The organism is Fructilactobacillus fructivorans (genome assembly GCF_000814735.1).
Taxonomy (GTDB): domain Bacteria; phylum Bacillota; class Bacilli; order Lactobacillales; family Lactobacillaceae; genus Fructilactobacillus; species Fructilactobacillus fructivorans.
In genome coordinates this window covers 93,631-109,625 of sequence record NZ_JOJZ01000009.1, presented here as the reverse complement: position 1 = coordinate 109,625, position 15,995 = coordinate 93,631, and the positions used below count along the sequence as shown (strand labels likewise).

13 protein-coding genes are annotated in these 15,995 nt (G+C 41.2%); 5 read left to right on the top strand and 8 right to left on the bottom strand.

Annotation, left to right across the window (positions count from 1 at the left end; translation table 11 throughout):
• Positions 1-14: 14 nt before the first annotated feature.
• The 3 genes from LfDm3_RS01170 to LfDm3_RS01160 are packed head-to-tail and all read right to left on the bottom strand — an operon-like array spanning position 15 to position 3,632.
• Positions 15-1,043, bottom strand: coding sequence for an ABC transporter permease (locus LfDm3_RS01170; protein ID WP_010022388.1), 1,029 nt, complete (start codon positions 1,041-1,043; stop codon positions 15-17).
• Complete coding sequence (opp3b, locus tag LfDm3_RS01165) at positions 1,043-1,975, bottom strand: oligopeptide ABC transporter permease (RefSeq protein ID WP_010022390.1); 933 nt, start codon at positions 1,973-1,975, stop codon at positions 1,043-1,045. The genes LfDm3_RS01170 and opp3b overlap by 1 nt, the downstream gene beginning before the upstream one ends.
• A gap of 16 nt (positions 1,976-1,991) precedes the next feature.
• Positions 1,992-3,632, bottom strand: coding sequence for a peptide ABC transporter substrate-binding protein (locus tag LfDm3_RS01160; RefSeq protein WP_225349309.1), 1,641 nt, complete (start codon positions 3,630-3,632; stop codon positions 1,992-1,994).
• A 281-nt stretch (positions 3,633-3,913) separates the two neighbouring features.
• Here LfDm3_RS01160 and LfDm3_RS01155 point away from each other — a divergent pair, with 281 nt between their 5' ends.
• The 5 genes from LfDm3_RS01155 (at position 3,914) to LfDm3_RS01135 (ending at position 9,441) form a co-directional block, all read left to right on the top strand.
• The gene (locus LfDm3_RS01155; protein ID WP_052236549.1) at positions 3,914-5,263 is read left to right on the top strand and encodes a C1 family peptidase; all 1,350 of its coding nucleotides are present in this window, start codon (positions 3,914-3,916) and stop codon (positions 5,261-5,263) included.
• 389 nt (positions 5,264-5,652) lie between these two features.
• Positions 5,653-6,492, top strand: a complete 840-nt coding sequence (locus tag LfDm3_RS01150; RefSeq protein ID WP_082019942.1) for a MetQ/NlpA family ABC transporter substrate-binding protein — start codon at positions 5,653-5,655, stop codon at positions 6,490-6,492.
• Between the two features lie 9 nt (positions 6,493-6,501).
• Positions 6,502-7,557, top strand: coding sequence for a methionine ABC transporter ATP-binding protein (locus LfDm3_RS01145; RefSeq protein WP_039143293.1), 1,056 nt, complete (start codon positions 6,502-6,504; stop codon positions 7,555-7,557).
• Positions 7,557-8,261, top strand: a complete 705-nt coding sequence (locus tag LfDm3_RS01140) for a methionine ABC transporter permease (RefSeq protein ID WP_010022396.1) — start codon at positions 7,557-7,559, stop codon at positions 8,259-8,261. The genes LfDm3_RS01145 and LfDm3_RS01140 overlap by 1 nt, the downstream gene beginning before the upstream one ends.
• 31 nt (positions 8,262-8,292) lie before the next feature.
• Positions 8,293-9,441: an ArgE/DapE family deacylase gene (locus tag LfDm3_RS01135; protein WP_039143290.1), complete on the top strand. Its 1,149-nt coding sequence runs from the start codon at positions 8,293-8,295 to the stop codon at positions 9,439-9,441.
• A 66-nt stretch (positions 9,442-9,507) separates the two neighbouring features.
• Here LfDm3_RS01135 and LfDm3_RS06810 read toward each other — a convergent pair whose 3' ends face one another.
• The 5 genes from LfDm3_RS06810 to LfDm3_RS01115 all read right to left on the bottom strand — a co-directional run bounded on the left by LfDm3_RS06810 (position 9,508) and on the right by LfDm3_RS01115 (position 15,936).
• Positions 9,508-9,669: a hypothetical protein gene (locus LfDm3_RS06810; RefSeq protein ID WP_156112327.1), complete on the bottom strand. Its 162-nt coding sequence runs from the start codon at positions 9,667-9,669 to the stop codon at positions 9,508-9,510.
• Positions 9,670-9,739: 70 nt separating this feature from the next.
• Positions 9,740-10,828 (bottom strand): baeRF3 domain-containing protein, encoded by a 1,089-nt coding sequence (locus LfDm3_RS01130; RefSeq protein ID WP_039143288.1) that lies wholly within the window; start codon positions 10,826-10,828, stop codon positions 9,740-9,742.
• 81 nt (positions 10,829-10,909) lie between these two features.
• Entirely contained in the window at positions 10,910-11,614 is a 705-nt protein-coding gene (locus tag LfDm3_RS01125; protein WP_225349292.1) for a TVP38/TMEM64 family protein, read from the bottom strand.
• 88 nt (positions 11,615-11,702) lie between these two features.
• A complete protein-coding gene (locus LfDm3_RS01120; protein ID WP_039143283.1) occupies positions 11,703-13,619 on the bottom strand; it encodes an acyltransferase family protein in 1,917 nt (638 codons plus the stop codon).
• 175 nt (positions 13,620-13,794) lie between these two features.
• Positions 13,795-15,936 (bottom strand): ATP-dependent Clp protease ATP-binding subunit, encoded by a 2,142-nt coding sequence (locus tag LfDm3_RS01115; RefSeq protein WP_039143281.1) that lies wholly within the window; start codon positions 15,934-15,936, stop codon positions 13,795-13,797.
• Positions 15,937-15,995 lie beyond the last annotated feature (59 nt).

Below are 15,995 nucleotides of genomic sequence, written 5' to 3'. Positions count from 1 at the left end.
CTTATTTGTCTCCTTTACTTAGATTTTGGATCGAACGCATCCCTTAGCCCATCACCAAGTAGGTTAGTCGTAATCATAATTACTGACAGGACGATTGCTGGAACCCACATTTGATATGGCAAGAAATGGAACGCCTTCTGACCATCATTTAGAAGGGTACCAAGTGATGCGTTTGGTGCTGGAATTCCAATTCCGATGAAGCTTAGGAAAGCTTCAAAGAAGATGGCCGATGGAATGGTGAACATCGTTTGAATGATAATGGTTGAACTTAAGTTAGGAATCAGGTGCTTCATCGCAATCTTGAATGGTGATTCACCAAGGGTCCGAGCGGCTAGGACGTACTCCGATTCCTTTAGTTTAAAGGTCTGGGCTCGGACTAGTCGTGACATGGTAATCCATCCGGTAAAGGCAATGGCGATGATGATTGAAGTAATACCTGGTTTTAGGATCAATAGTAGTAAGACAACCACGATCAGGTTAGGAATTGATGAAAGAATTTCAACGATTCTCTGCATGAAGGTGTCAACGGCACCGCCGACCCAACCAGAGATTAATCCGTAAGGAACACCGACTAATAAGTCAACGGCCGTAGCAACCACGGCGATGAACAGTGACAAACGGGTTCCATACAGAATTCTTGAGAAGAGGTCCCGACCAAGGTAGTCGGTTCCCATGATGTAGTAGGTACCCTTTGGAACGTGTTCTGCTTGATAAGCGTTGACCATGTGACCGCCGGCTTCATGAATTCCGTTTAAACCAGGGATGTTCAGTGAACCCCATTTGGGTGGCAGGTTAGCGTACAGAACGTTTTGTGCGTTTGGATCGTGTGGTGACAAGATTGGCGCGAAGATTGCGACTAGGGCAATAATTACTAAAAGAATTAAAGAAGTCATGGCAACTTTGTTTCTGATTAATCTTCGTTTAACGTCTTGAAAGTACGTTAAAGATGGGGTGTTAATTGATTCGGATTCAGTGTCCAAGTTTGAAAGATCGTCACTAGCGAATTGGAACTGATCCTCAAGTGGTGGTAGGTTTTCAGCCATTATTCTTTACCTCCGTTTCCTAGTCTGATTCGTGGATCGATGATTCCGTAGAGAATATCGACAACTAAGATAATTACAACTAATAAGAATGAATAGAAGATTGTAAGTCCCATGATGGTTGGGTAATCGTTGGTCAAAATGGATTGAACGAACTGATTTCCGATTCCTGGGATTGAGAAGATGTTTTCTACTACCAGGGAACCGGTCATGATTGAGACGGCCATTGGTCCAACGATGGTAATTACTGGAATGAGCGAGTTTCGCAAGGCATGATGTGTAATCGTCTTGCGTTCTGAATCACCCTTAGCTTTAGCTAGTTCAATGTAGTCACTGTCTAAGACATCAACCATTTCAGTTCGCATGAATCGTGCCACGTTAGCGAGTGGAAAGGCCGCAAGTGCTAACGTCGGTAGGATACTGGAGCTGAAGTTCTGCCAGAGTGCTACGGGGAACCATTGCAATTTGTAACCGAAGTAGTACTGAAGAAGAACGGCTAGAACGAAACTTGGGATTGAGATTCCTAGAATTGAGATGAAGGTGGCACCTGAGTCAACCCAAGTGTTTTTCTTGATGGCAGCAACGGCTCCAAGAAGAATTCCCAGAACGGAACCAACGATCATGGCTTGGGTACCAATCTGCATTGAAGGTCCAATGTCATGAGCGATCAACTGGGTAACTGGTTGGTTGTTAAATTGAAATGAGGTTCCCAAGTTTCCGTGGAGTAAGTTTCCCATGTAGATTAGGTACTGATCCCAAAGTGGTTTATTTAATCCATACTTTTGGTTCATTATTGCAATTTGACTTGGCTGGAGTTTTGCCTGGTTCGAGTAAGGGGTACCGGGTAAAAATTTCATCAGGAAAAATGTCACTGAAGCAACAATGAATAAAGTGAGGATTAGGTAGAAAATTCGACGAATGATGTATTTTGTCATTTTGATTTACCTCTCTTTATTTCTTGTAGGCAGCTGCGAGATCGTAGTTCCCATTTGGTGACATGTTGTAATTCTTAACGTCATTTCTTGTAAGTGCTGCAGTGTTTAATTGATAAAGCGGAACGACTCCCTCTTGTTTGGTCAAGATCGTTTGGGCGTTTAAGAGGTTCTGCCAACGAGCCTGATAGTTCCCGGCATTTTTGTCAGAAGCTTCCTTGATTTGGTTATCAAATTCTTTGTTAGACCAGTGACCGTCATTCATGGCGCCACCAGTTTCAAAGAGGTTCAAGAAGGTAACTGGATCTGGGAAATCGGCGTTCCAAGCGGAGACAACCATGTCGAAATCACCACTCGTTGAACGTTGTAGACGGTTCTTGAATGGAACGTTAGCAAGGGTCACTTTCAATCCTGGTAATTTCTGTAGTTCGGCCTGTAAGAATTCTGATTGTTTAAGTGCAGAATCTGTGTCATCACTTAAAAGAGTTAAATTAAGATTCTTTTGACCAGTTTCCTTTAGACCTTCCGTCCAGAGCTGTTTTGCTAGTTTAGGATTGTAGTCGTTGTAACTAGCGTCTTGTTTACTCTGAGGTTCGTTTTCAAAGTCAGTCCCGGTCTGCTTGTTCCAAGTCATCTTGGAAGGAACGACACTAGCATCCGGGGTCGCCGTCTTACCTAAAACTTGATTAGAGAGAAGCTGGCGATTGATGGAATGACCAATAGCCTGTCTAATCTTGGTGTTTTTAAAGAACGGATCCTTCTTTTCATTCATTTCGATGTAGTAAGTGCTTGAAGTTGGATTAGTTGAGAAGTCTTTATTATTTTTCAATTGATTAGCAGAATCACCCGATAAGTCTTGGTATCTGTCAATCACATGACTGGCATATAAGTTGAGTCCGGTATTTGGATCTTTAACAACGTAATATTTGATGTTATTTAATTTGACATTATCTTTGTTCCAGTACGAATTATTCTTACTTTCGGTCCAAGCGGTGTTTCCAACCTGCCATTTGTCTAGTTTGAATGGTCCGTCAAATACCATTTCTTTGCTGTTTAATCCATACTTACTTCCAGCTTTTTCAACCACTTTTTGGTTCAGTGGAAGATATGACGCACCGGTTAAGAGGGAGTTAAAGTATGGAATTGGTTGCGATAGGTTAACCTGTAACTTATGCGGACCAATTGCTTTAACACCTAAGGTCTTTGGTGACGCCTTGCCGTTGGTGATTTTGTCAGCATTCTTAACTCCCTGGAAAATGTAGGAGTATTGAGAAGCCGTCTTAGGATCAACGATTCTTCTCCATGAGTAGACGAAGTCATAAGCGGTTACGGGGTCTCCATTTGACCATTTAGCGTTTCTCAGGTTGAAATTATACTGAGTTCCGCCCTTAGTCGGAGTCACAACCTTGGTAGCAATTCCGGGTTCAATCTTTCGACCGCTATATCTGTATAATCCTTCCATGGTGTTGGCTAAATTTTGGGCTCCAATAGTATCAGTAACGGTACTTGAATCCATGGTGGAAATAATATCTTTGGAATTAATCGCGAGATCCTTACTTCCAGACTTAGTACTTCCAGAAGAACAACCAGTAAGCACCAGTGCAAGTGCCGCACCGATGAATGCTACTGAAAATATCTTCTTGTGGTTCAAATGAAACACCTCCATGTTTGCTTTTTGTCGAATATACTCGCGTGTTTCACAAAAGTAAATATGAATTTTTATATTTTTATTAAGAAGTTTAATAAAGCCTTAAAATGGTTGAATTAATGTAAGCGTTTGTGTTTCTGTGATACGGGCAATAAAAGCTCGTTCATAATTAATGCCTTTTTTAATTAATGTCTTTCGTAATTTCATTCCTTGAATTCAGATAGAGAAATGTGAATGTAATGGCGTTACAAGTGATACAATACGAACAAGAAAAATATTAAGGAGTGATCATTTTGGATAAAAAAGCAATTAGTCCGCAAGACCTGGAATGGTATGAAAAGAGTTATGAAGACAAAGACGACAGTCTTGTCTTAGAACGTGCCGTTTCACACAACGGAATTAATAACAGTGCTGCCGACTACAAGGCCGACGAAAAGATGAAGCGAGTATTCTCCGTGGAAGTTCCCGAACAACACGTTGCTGATCAGAAGCAAAGTGGTAGATGTTGGATGTTTTCCGCGTTGAACACGATGCGTTTCAAGATCGCTGAAAACTACAAGGTTTCTCCTAAGTTTGAGTTGTCACAAAACTACGTTAACTTCTGGGACAAGTTTGAGAAGTCAAACTACTTTTTAGAAAACGTCATCAAGACAGCTGATCAACCACTTGGATCACGTAAGATTGATTTCTTAATGGAGACTCCTCAACAAGACGGTGGTCAATGGGACATGTTGTGCGCCATCATTGAGAAGTACGGAGTCGTTCCAAGCTCTACCATGGTTGAGACTTATAATAGTAATCGTTCCGACGAATTGAACCAGACTTTGAACCTGAAACTAAGACGCGACGCGGAAGTTTTGCGTAAAATGGTAAAGGATGGTTCCGCGGAAGAAAAATTGGAATCAACTAAGAGTGACATGTTAAATGATGTGTACCGCATCTTGGCATATTCACTTGGTCGTCCAACCAAGCGCTTTGATTTCGAGTACCGTGATACCGACAACAAGTACCACATGGACAAGAATCTGACTCCTAAAGAGTTCTTTGATAAGTACGTCAACATCAATTTAGAGGACTACGTTTCATTGATTAACTCACCAACTGATGACAAACCATTCAACGAAACTTACACCATTGAAATGCTTGGAAACGTCGTTGGTGGTCGTCAGGTAAAGCATTTGAACCTTCCCATTGATGAATTAAAGGATCTGGCCATCAAACAGTTGAAGAATGGAGAAGCTGTTTGGTTCGGTTGTGATGTTGTTCAGGATTCCGATCGTAAGAAAGGAATCATGGATACCCACTTGTACCACAAGGATGCTTTGTTTAGCACTGACTTGAAGATGAGCAAGGGTGCTCGTTTGGACTACAAGGAAAGCATGATGACTCACGCCATGGTCATTACTGGAGTTGACCTTGTTGACGACCAACCAACGAAATGGAAAGTTGAAAATAGTTGGGGTGAAAAAGTCGGCGACAAGGGTTACTTCGTCATGAGTGACGACTGGTTCAACGAATTCGTCTACCAGACGGTCATCAACAAGAAGTACATGTCAGACAAACAGCTTGAAGAACAAAAGCAGGCTCCAAAGATGTTGGAACCTTGGGACCCAATGGGTTCACTAGCTAGTTTTAAAAAATAATTAAGATTTGTATTGACAGATATTTTTCTGCGGATTAATATACTTACAACAAATTAAATATACGAGATGGAAAAGCTGAGTACCCGTTGAATTTTCTAAGAGAGTCTCTGGTTGGTGTGAAGAGGCGAGATGAATTCGGGGAATATGGACTTTTCAACATTTACTGGTGAGATTTTCGAACCGGCGACGGGGTTGCTACCGATATCAACGCAAGGCTCTTCTGGTTAAGACGTCGACCAGAGTAGTCTTTGAGGCGGTTGCTTGTGAGAGCAACCGTAAACCAAGGTGGTAACACGAAAGCATTCGTCCTTTTTAATTAAAGGGGACGGGTGCTTTTTTTATTTAATTTAATGGATTAGGCAACCAAATAAAATTAGGAAGTGGACATCATGAAAAGAAGTACGAAATGGATTATTGGAATTGTCATCGTTGTTGTCATTGTTGGATTAGGATGGTTTAGCTTTGCACATCATTCTGAGCAAAGTAAAAAGACCGTGAAGGTTGGATTAATGAGCGGGTCGAAGGCGGACGACAAGATTTGGGAATCCGTTGCTGAAACCGCCAAGAAGAAATACGGTGTGACCATTCAGTTTACTCACTTCACCGATTACACCCAACCCAACAAGGCGTTGACCCAACACGAAATTGATCTGAACTCGTTTCAGCACTACGCCTTCCTGGATAACTGGAACAAGCAGAATCATACCAACATCGTATCGGTTGGTAACACGTACATTGCGCCAATCCGACTCTATTCAAATAAGTACAAGAATGTAAAAGACATTCCCAATGGTGGAACGATTGCTCTACCAAATGACATTTCCAATGAAAGTCGTTCACTTTACCTCCTTAAGAATGCCGGCCTCATTACTTTGAAGGACAAGAAGGGTTTCTTAGGACTCAATGATATTGAAAAGAATCCGAAGAATTTGAAGTTCAAAGAAGTGGATGCTTCCCAGACTCCACGAGTCCTAAACAGTGTGGACGGTTCAATCGTTAACAACACCTACGCTGCTCCGGCTCACCTAAGTGAGAAACAAAGTATTTACGTTGAACCACTTAATAAGGACTCAAAGATTTGGGTTAACTTGATTGCCGCTAACAAGGATCAAAAGAATAACAAGAATTACCAAGACGTAGTTAAGGCCTTTCAGACTAAGAAAACTGAGCAGTTAGTTAAGAAGTACTATGGAAACACAGAAATTCCTGCTTGGAATCGTAAATTTTAGGAGGAACCAATGAGTAATAATATTGTTCAATTCAAGGACGTCTCAGTTACGTTCAAACAAAAAAAGAATGTAATTCACGCTGTTTCAGATGTAACGCTTGGGATTCCCAAGGGTGAGATCTTCGGGATTGCCGGATATTCCGGTGCCGGAAAGTCTACGTTAGTTCGGACCATTAACTTGTTACAAAAGCCCACCGATGGTGAGGTTGATGTGTTTGGAAAGACCTTCTATAAAAAAGAAGGGGATCACGTTTCATCCATTAGTACCAAAGATCTACGTGATGAACGACGTCAGATTGGAATGATTTTTCAGCACTTTAACCTCCTGGAAGAACAAAACGTCCAACGAAACGTGGAGTTCGGACTGAAGCACAGTGGTTTAAAGGAAAAAGAACGAGAGGCCAAGGCCAAGAAAATGCTCGATATCGTTGGATTAGGGGACTATTTAAAGGCCTATCCTTCCCAATTATCCGGTGGGCAACAGCAACGAGTTGCGATTGCTCGGGCACTTGCCAATGATCCGAAGATTTTGATTTCGGATGAAGCGACATCCGCACTTGATCCTAAGAATACCGATCAAATCTTGGACTTGCTGAAAGAATTAAATGAGAAATATGGTTTGACGATCATCCTGATTACCCATGAAATGGAAGCTATCAAGCGGATCTGTCAACAGGTTGCCATCATGAGTGATGGGAAAGTCGTTGACGTTGGTGATTTACTTGAAATCTTCGTTGATTCGAAGAATCCAACCACGAGAAAAATTGTTGGTAACAGTTTCAACGCCCTGGAAATCCTAAAGTCGATGAACATTGACGTGAATAAACGGAACTTGATTCAGCTGACCTACCTGTCGGCTGACATTACTGATCCCATCATCGTTAGTTTGTATGAGAAGTTCCACATTTCCGCTAGTATCATCTATAGTAATATCGAAAAACTAGGTGAACAAGTAGTTGGAACGTTGATCGTTGATTTACTCGGTGGTAAAGAGGATCAGGAAGCAGCGGTAAAGTACCTTGAGGGTCAAAACATCAAGGTCACTGAATTGAAGGAGGCAGAATAATGGGAGCTTGGTTTGCAACTCATTTTCCTAATGTAGTGTCACAGGGATTAAATGGTGAAGAAGGCTGGATCACAGCCGTTAATCAGACAATTTACATGACGTTTTGGTCAGCAATTTTTGGTGGAATTGCGGGGATTATTTTCGGAGTTTGTTTAGTAATATTTGCGGATAACGGAATTATGCCATGTCATCCACTGTTCTGGATCATTGATAAAGTCGTATCACTGTTCCGTGCCGTTCCATTTATCATCTTGCTGGCCTTCATTGCGCCTGTGACCCAAAAGATCGTTGGAACTCAGATCGGAACGACCGCTGCTTTGGTTCCATTGTCAGTCGGAGTCTTTCCGTTTTACGCACGGCAGGTTCAGGTCGCTCTTGAGAGTGTTGATCACGGAATCATTGAGTCAGCGGAATCACTGGGGGCCACAAACTGGGATTTAATCTTCGGCGTTTACCTCAGTGAAGCTCGTTCAGAGTTGATTCGGGTTTCAACCGTGACACTGATTAGTCTAGTTGGTTTGACCGCTATGGCCGGTGCCATCGGGGCTGGTGGTCTTGGTAACATGGCCATCTCTTACGGGTACAACCGATTCGCTAATGACACTACTTTGGTAGCAACGATCTTAGTTGTGATCATGGTTCTCATTATTCAAGTTGTTGGTGATGTTTGGGCTAAGTTCGCTAATCACGCTGATCAAGGCTAACAAATGATGATTTAAGGAAAGGTGTTTAAGGATGGAAAAAGCAGAGAAAATCAAAATTTTACAGGATTTGATTCAGATTAAATCCGTGAATGGTAATGAAATTGAGATCTCAGAATACTTGTCAAAACTACTGAAAAAGCATGGAATTGACAGTAAGATTTTTCCGTTTGGCGACGGCCGCGCAAACTTAATTGCGGAACTTGGGACTGGTGAGTCAGATCAGGTGCTGGCTTTAGAAGGCCATCAAGATACGGTGGCGGTTGCTCATCCGGAAAATTGGGAACACGATCCCTTTAAAGGTGAGATTGTGGGTGACAAGATCTATGGTCGTGGGGCTGCTGACATGAAGAGTGGTCTTGCTTCTGAAGTGATTGCGTTGTGTGAGTTAGCCGATAAGGGTCAAGTTCCGAACGGCACGATTCGTTTGATTGCTACATCAGGGGAAGAGTTTGGTGCTCCGGGCGCTTATAAGATCGAACCAAAGTACATTGACGACGTGGACGCCATGATTGTTGGTGAACCGTCTGATGGGGATGTAACCTACGCTCATTCGGGTAGTTTGAACTACCAGATTACGAGTACTGGGAAACCAGCCCACAGTTCCACTCCAGACCTTGGGTTGAACGCAATTACCGGTCTGGTGAAATACATCCAAGCTGAGCCAGGACTATTTGATGATCTACCCGTTGATCCCGTACTTGGTAAAGTCCAGCATAGTATCACGGTGATTAATGGTGGGGAACAGGTTAACATCATCCCTGGATCCGCTAGCTTGCTGGGAAATGTTCGTCCCACGCCTTCCTTTAACAACGATAACGTGATTGAATTAATCCAAACGGCCGTTGATAAAATCAACGATGAGACACCATATCATCTCGAATTCAAATTGATTCACAATTTCTATCCAATTGAAACTGATAAAAACAATTCCTTTGTGCAGGATGCTTATCAGGTTACTAAGAAAGATTACCATAATCATGATTCTGATCTGATCGTGAACAACGGTGCAACCGATGCCAGTGTTTACGTTCAGGAAAACGACCAGATGGCTGTGATCTTGTTGGGACCTGACAAGAATAATACGTCGCATCAAATTAATGAGTACACGACACTATCGAGTTATCTTGATACGATTGATGCTTATCAGGATATTGCGAATGATTTCTTTGCAAAGAAGTAAAAAATAAAGGCCTTGAACGGTGAGTTCAAGGCCTTTGTTGCGTATCTAGTATTTTTATATAATTATTTATATCTTAGAAAGCATCTTGAGTGCCTTTATTACCTTAGGGTTATCCGTTACCTTTTTATTAGCTTCTTCATTAATTCTTTTACGGTTTTTGGGATCCATTAAATGTTCTTGGATTCTTTGTAATTCTTTAACTTGTTTTTTAGATATTTTATTTTTCATAATTTCCTCAATTAATTTATTTCAATAAAAAAGAAGCCTCAACTGAGACTTCTTTTTTTATTATTTAAAATTACCATCTTAAGATAGCTGAAACTTTCTTGTCAGTTGGCATATCGCTAGCAGGCAATACGGTAACGTCACCATCAAGACCAAGAACAGTCAATGCTAATGAGTTTAACTCGTTAGCTGGACGTGAACCTTCGGAGTTGACTTCAACGTCTTCACCGTTGTCTTTGCTTTCAACGTAAGCATCTTGTTGGATGATTAGGTTAGCGATTCGGTCGTCGATAGCAGCCTTTAAGATTTGATCGTAGTCATCAGTGGTCTTCTTAGCACCGTCAGCTTTGTCGTAGACGTTCTTCATTGACTTCTCACCATCAGAAACGAAGTTATCGTGGATGGTTTGAGCAACTTCTTGAACGTTTTCGCCGGCATTCTTAACGGCAGCATCCATTTCAACGTGTTTGTCTTCAACCACGTATGGGTTATGAGTAGCACGGTTGAAACGACCTTCGTCTTCAGCGTTTGCAACAACTACTAATGGATTGTGATCTTTGTTTGAAACATGCTTTTGAACATATTTGTCAACAAGTTCGTAGTATTCGTGGGTGTCCCACTTAGCGCCATTCTTTCTAGGATCGTCCTGAGTTTCAGTCTCAGACTTATCAGAATCGAATGGATCTGGAGTGTCAGTATCATCATCAATGACGTTTAGGTCGTTAACGTGAAATACCTTGAAATCGTCACGTTGTAAGAACAACATGTCAAAATCAGGAACAAATTGGTATTGTCTTACGATTGGTAAGATTTGCAATCTGTCTGAGAATGAGAATGCGGTTTGTGGGGCATAATTCAATTGTGCAACTTCGATTGAATCGTTAGTTACATACATGATGATACCCTTAGCAATCGTTGACTTAGGTTGTAAAGTCTTTAAGTAGTTCTTAATTTGAAAATCGTAGGCGTTCCAAAGTTCTGGTTTGTATTGCTTTTGAAATGCTTTCTTAGCAGTGTCAACCAAACTGTTAATTTGGGTGTTATCTCTACGAGTATTGTCTTCCTTAGGATCCAAAGGAACAGTAATTGTTAAAACTGGGCCGTTGTCAGATTCCAAGTCAAGCAAGTTTTTGATTTGATCTTTTTTGTCATGCTTAGCCATGGTGAAAACCTCCATTAATAAATTGTTACTATACTCTACTATATTACCATTTTTACAACCAATTGGAAACGGATACCTCAATTAGAGTTTGTCAGTGACAAGCCGTTTGACCATGAAGTACACAATTAAGGCAAAAATAACAATGATGGCCAATAGAACCATTATTTTTTTGAAGCTTCCTTGAAGGATCGTATCACCACCAAGAGAGTATATAACCGAGATTGGTACACTTCCTAAAATGGTTGCGATCTTAACGTCCTTGCTAGTGAAACGCTCCTTATCTTGATTAGCCTGAAAGCTCACCAAGTAGGTGGGAATAATGGGAATTGAATATCCGATAATTAGACCCAATAGGGGATGCCTGAGATTCTTAAAATGCTGGGCGTACTTATTGTCCTTATACTTTTTACTCATTCCTTTAAATGAAGAAACGATTTTAGCGGTTCCAAGGTTGCCAGCCGATAGGCCGATGATGTTAATGATAATTCCAAACCATTTTCCAAAACAGATGCCGGAGATGACCCCGACTACCGCCACTGGTGCGCCAGGAATCAGTGTCAGAATGTATAAAAGGAAGATCAAGAGGACGGCATCCACTACACCATGATCACGAATTTCTTGGATGGCAGTACCACGGGTAGCTGGATTAAACATCATCTTAATCTCAGGCCAGTAGTCCATGAAAAGGATGTAGAAGAAGAGGACGGCAATGATAATCGCGAGATATTTTAGGATGTCCATACGGTGTTCTTTAATGAATTCAATGATGATAAAAGACTCCTCCAAGTGTTATAGCTATATCTTATAAGAAAATCAGCGTTACGTCTATTCTTTCTGAAAAAAAATAAACCAACCATTTTGGTTGGTTTATAAATTATTTTTCGGCGTGTTTTAAAACGTTTTGAGCGATAAACGAAGCGTACTTTGGTGTTCCTTGTACGTTAGGATGCGTCTGATCTTGATAGAGGTACTGGGGATGATTCTTAGCGTAATCATACCAGTCAATGACGTACAGGTTCTTATACTTCTTTTGTGCTTTATTTAAGAAGGAGTTGACCTGATTTTGCCATGGTTGAGTTGGAACGTATGTGTTAATCCAGAAGACGTGACGATTCTTGCCAGCAATCTCCATGTATTGCTTCATCGTCTGATCATTAATGGCTCCGTTGGTTCCAAGCCCAATGATGACGTTTTTACCAAGCAGACCCTGTTGTTCCAGACTCTTCATGATGGCAACGCCGTCTTGAGGATGACGTGAAGTTTCGGCATCAATGTAAAGTTTCGGGAAGATCTTTTGTAAATTATCTCGACCAGACAACATGACGGAATCACCAATGGCACTCCCAGAAAGATTTTGGGCCTCTTGAAGTTGGGGCTTAGTTAAGCCGTCCTTTTCGAGTTTCTTATTAACCTTGGTGTTTTTCGTTTTCTTGCCTGATTTAATCTCTTTAGCTAGTTTTTCGTTGTGTTGATCCTGTGACTTTGAATTCTTTTGGATCCGGTTAGCTAGTTGAGTGTGATTAGCCGCCTTGGGGTTAACCGTGGTGGACTGGAAAATTCCAACCGTTCCGATGGCAAGAACAACAATTGCGGCCATCTTTAAGATCAGGTGATGCTTGAAACATGAAATGATCCAGTTTTCAATCTCATCAAGACTCATCTTGCCAATGTGGAAGAGGGTCTTGAAGAAGTCGATAACACGGTGGTAATCGTATTTGGCGAGTGGCACCTCAATGAAGCGGTATGACAATTCTGAAATGACAATGATAATCGCAATTTCAATAATGGCATACAACCATTGATGATCGGCCACGTCCTTGAACTTGTCGGCAAAGAAGATAAAAACAGGGAACTGGTAAACATAGATTTCGTAACTCCGAGATCCAATCCAGTCAAATAACTTGTTGGTTAGGATGCGGTTCCAGTGGCTGTTAGGGTGAACAATGGCTAGCATTGCCATCACAGTGAAGATTGAGAACAAGGCCATTCCACCACGATATAAGAATGGTGATTGTGAGCCAGTTGTAAAGATGATCCAACCCATGCCAACCATTCCGACTAAACCAAAGACGTCCAGCAAAAACGATTTTTGTTGGTCATCATCCTTTTTCTGGTTGCTGGGCCAAAAGACAGCTAGAGCAGCCCCAAAGAGGATTGAGAACATCCGGGTATCAGTTCCATAGTAAACTCGACTTGGATCCTTGCCTGGTTGATATAAGACAGCCATGAGGATCACTGATAGGGCTGAAAGTGCAATCGCCATGAAAAAGATCGGATGTTTATTACCGTGAAATTTTTTAAGTAAGAAGTATGCAATCAAGGGCCAGATTAAGTAAAATTGACCTTCAATTGCAAGGGTCCAAAGGTGGGTAAATGGAGACGCACTTCCCGCAAAATTCTGAAAGTACGATTGGCCATTCATAATTTCCCACCAGTTATACACGTAGGCTAGGTTAGATACGACACTCTGCCATAGATTCGCAAGTAGATTGCGTTGAAATAATGTTATGTAGGCAGCAGTTGCAAATAACATTGTAATGAGCGTCGGGTAGAGACGTTTGAGTCGCTTTTGCCAAAAGAATCCGTAACGGAAGTGATCCGTGGCGTGATACTCACTGATAAGATGATCAGTGATAAGGTAACCTGACAGCGTCAAAAACACCGGTACTCCTAGGTATCCACCCGTAAAGACGCTAGGTGATAGATGATACAAAATGACACAGATAACGGCGAGTGCCCGTAAGCCGGTGAAGCCGGTAATAAACCGACGTTTTGGAGTTTTATTATTCATATTATTGGATCCTTGAAATTAATTTATTTATTAGTATACTTCTTCACAACATTGAAAAGTCTAGCACTCTAAAGCCGCACTGTATATGGCTTTCAGCAAATCTTAAGAAATAAATCAGAGTACAAAAAAGACCCATCATCATTGATGGGTCTCTTTTAGAATTAAACTAATTTAATTAGTCACCACTAGCAAATTTGGTTTTGTCAGTGTTCTTAGTGATTTCGATGGTGTCTTTTCTAAGGTCAGCCTTAAGATGTTTAACATCTTGGTGATCCAAGTAGTACATCGCAATCTTATCTCTTAATTGTTGTTCGATTACTCGACGTAATGGACGAGCACCCATGGCTTCATCGTAACCTTGGTCCATCAACCATTTCTTAGCATCTGGAGTTACGTAAAGTTCCATGTCTTTTTGAGCTAAGGTGTCGTTTAAGTTACCGATCATAAGATCAACAATCTTGCTTAAGTCTTCCTTAGTCAAGTGTGAGAATTCAACGATTGCATTGAATCGGTTCAAGAATTCAGGTCTGAAGTATGGAGCCAAACGGTCCATAATTGACATATCCTTCTTGTTGTTCTTGCTCATTGAATCGTTACCGAATCCGGCATTTGAAGTAGCAATGATAACAGTGTTCTTAAAGTCAACCACGTTACCTTGACCATCAGTCAAACGACCATCATCCATAACTTGAAGTAATAGGGTAATTACTTGTGGGTTAGCTTTTTCAATTTCATCAAGCAATACGATTGAGTATGGGTTTCTTCTTACTTGTTCAGTAAGGGTATTACCATTGTCACCGTAACCAACGTAACCAGCTGAAGTACCAATTAATTTAGATACAGCAGTTACATCTTGGTATTCTGACATATCAAGTCTGATGATTGAGTTTTCATCGTTGAACATGTCTTTAGCTAATTGCTTAACTAATTCGGTTTTACCAACACCAGTAGGTCCAACGAATAAGAATGAACCGATTGGACGATTACCTTCGTCAAAACCAGCACGGTTTCTACGAATAGCGTTAACAACTAAGTCAACAGCTTGGTCTTGTCCAATAACACGACCCTTAAGTCTAGTATCCATGCCTTTCAATCTTTCAAGATCGTTAGCACTCATTTGTGAAACTGGAATACCAGTTAATCGTTCAACTGAGGCAGCAATGTCAGATACTTTGGCAACTGGACGTTCAGTGTTAGTGTCGTCACTCTTAAGTTTCTTTTGGATGTCTTCGATCTTAGTCTTAGCTTTGGCAGCATCTTCATACTTTTCAGCCTTAGCAGCATCCTCTTTTTCTTTCTTAGCAGCCTTTAATTCACTTTCAAGGGTAACCTTGTCAGTAACAGGGTGTTTTGCAGCTAAGTGAGCAGCAGTCATATCGATCAAGTCAATTGCCTTGTCAGGTAATGAACGTTGAGGGATGTATTGAACAGAGTAGTCAACAGCAGCTTTTAGAACATCGTCAGGTAATGTAACTTGGTGATGGTCTTCGTAAGCCTTCTTGATACCCTTTAAGATTTCAAGTGTGGTTGCTTTGCTTGGAGCGTTAACAGTAACATCATTGAAACGACGTGCAAGAGCAGAGTCTTTCATGATGGTGTTTCTGTATTCGTCTTGAGTAGTAGCACCGATAACTGAGATCTCACCACGGCTCAAAGCTGGTTTGATCATGTCGGCTAAACCTTTGCTTCCAGATTCGTCACCTGAAGCACCGGCACCAACAATTTGATGAATTTCATCAAAGAATAAGATAACGTTTTTACGTTCTTCAACTTCTTTGATTAATTTTTGAATGTTCTCTTCATATGCACCACGGTATTGAGTGCCAGCTTCAAGAGAAGATAAGTCGATTGAGATAATCTGCTTGTCTTTGATAGCACCAGGAACGTCGCCCTTAACGATCTTTTGAGCTAAACCTTCAACGATGGCAGTTTTACCAACACCAGCGTCACCTACTAAGATCGGGTTATTCTTGATACGACGACTCAAAATTTCAGCTGTTTCTTGAATTTCTTTGTCACGTCCAATAACTGGGTCAAGTAAACCTTGTTTAGCTTCATCAGTTAGGTTACGACCAACTTTGTCCAAGTAGCTTTCAGCTTTCTTTTGTTGCTTGGCGTTGCCGCCACCGTTTTGACCGCCACGGCCAGGAATTTGACCTGATTTTCTCATTGCTTCAACTTCTTCAGGTGTCAGTTCGTGACCGTTAACAACGTAACGAGCATTAGGGTTATTTTGACCCATGCCACCACCTAATAGACTATTAAATAAATCATCCATTCCGTTTCCGAATGGATCATTTCCAAAATTGTCTGCCATATGCAATTCCTTCTTTCCCTATTTTCACCACTTGGTGATTTTATGACTATTTAAGATAA

Coding starts and splice junctions, on each gene's coding strand:
- LfDm3_RS01170 (WP_010022388.1), bottom strand. CDS start 1,043: ATGGCTGAAAACCTACCACCACTTGAGGATCAGTTCCAATTCGCTAGT.
- opp3b (WP_010022390.1), bottom strand. CDS start 1,975: ATGACAAAATACATCATTCGTCGAATTTTCTACCTAATCCTCACTTTA.
- LfDm3_RS01150 (WP_082019942.1), top strand. CDS start 5,653: ATGAAAAGAAGTACGAAATGGATTATTGGAATTGTCATCGTTGTTGTC.
- LfDm3_RS01145 (WP_039143293.1), top strand. CDS start 6,502: ATGAGTAATAATATTGTTCAATTCAAGGACGTCTCAGTTACGTTCAAA.
- LfDm3_RS01140 (WP_010022396.1), top strand. CDS start 7,557: ATGGGAGCTTGGTTTGCAACTCATTTTCCTAATGTAGTGTCACAGGGA.
- LfDm3_RS01135 (WP_039143290.1), top strand. CDS start 8,293: ATGGAAAAAGCAGAGAAAATCAAAATTTTACAGGATTTGATTCAGATT.
- LfDm3_RS06810 (WP_156112327.1), bottom strand. CDS start 9,669: ATGAAAAATAAAATATCTAAAAAACAAGTTAAAGAATTACAAAGAATC.
- LfDm3_RS01130 (WP_039143288.1), bottom strand. CDS start 10,828: ATGGCTAAGCATGACAAAAAAGATCAAATCAAAAACTTGCTTGACTTG.
- LfDm3_RS01120 (WP_039143283.1), bottom strand. CDS start 13,619: ATGAATAATAAAACTCCAAAACGTCGGTTTATTACCGGCTTCACCGGC.
- LfDm3_RS01115 (WP_039143281.1), bottom strand. CDS start 15,936: ATGGCAGACAATTTTGGAAATGATCCATTCGGAAACGGAATGGATGAT.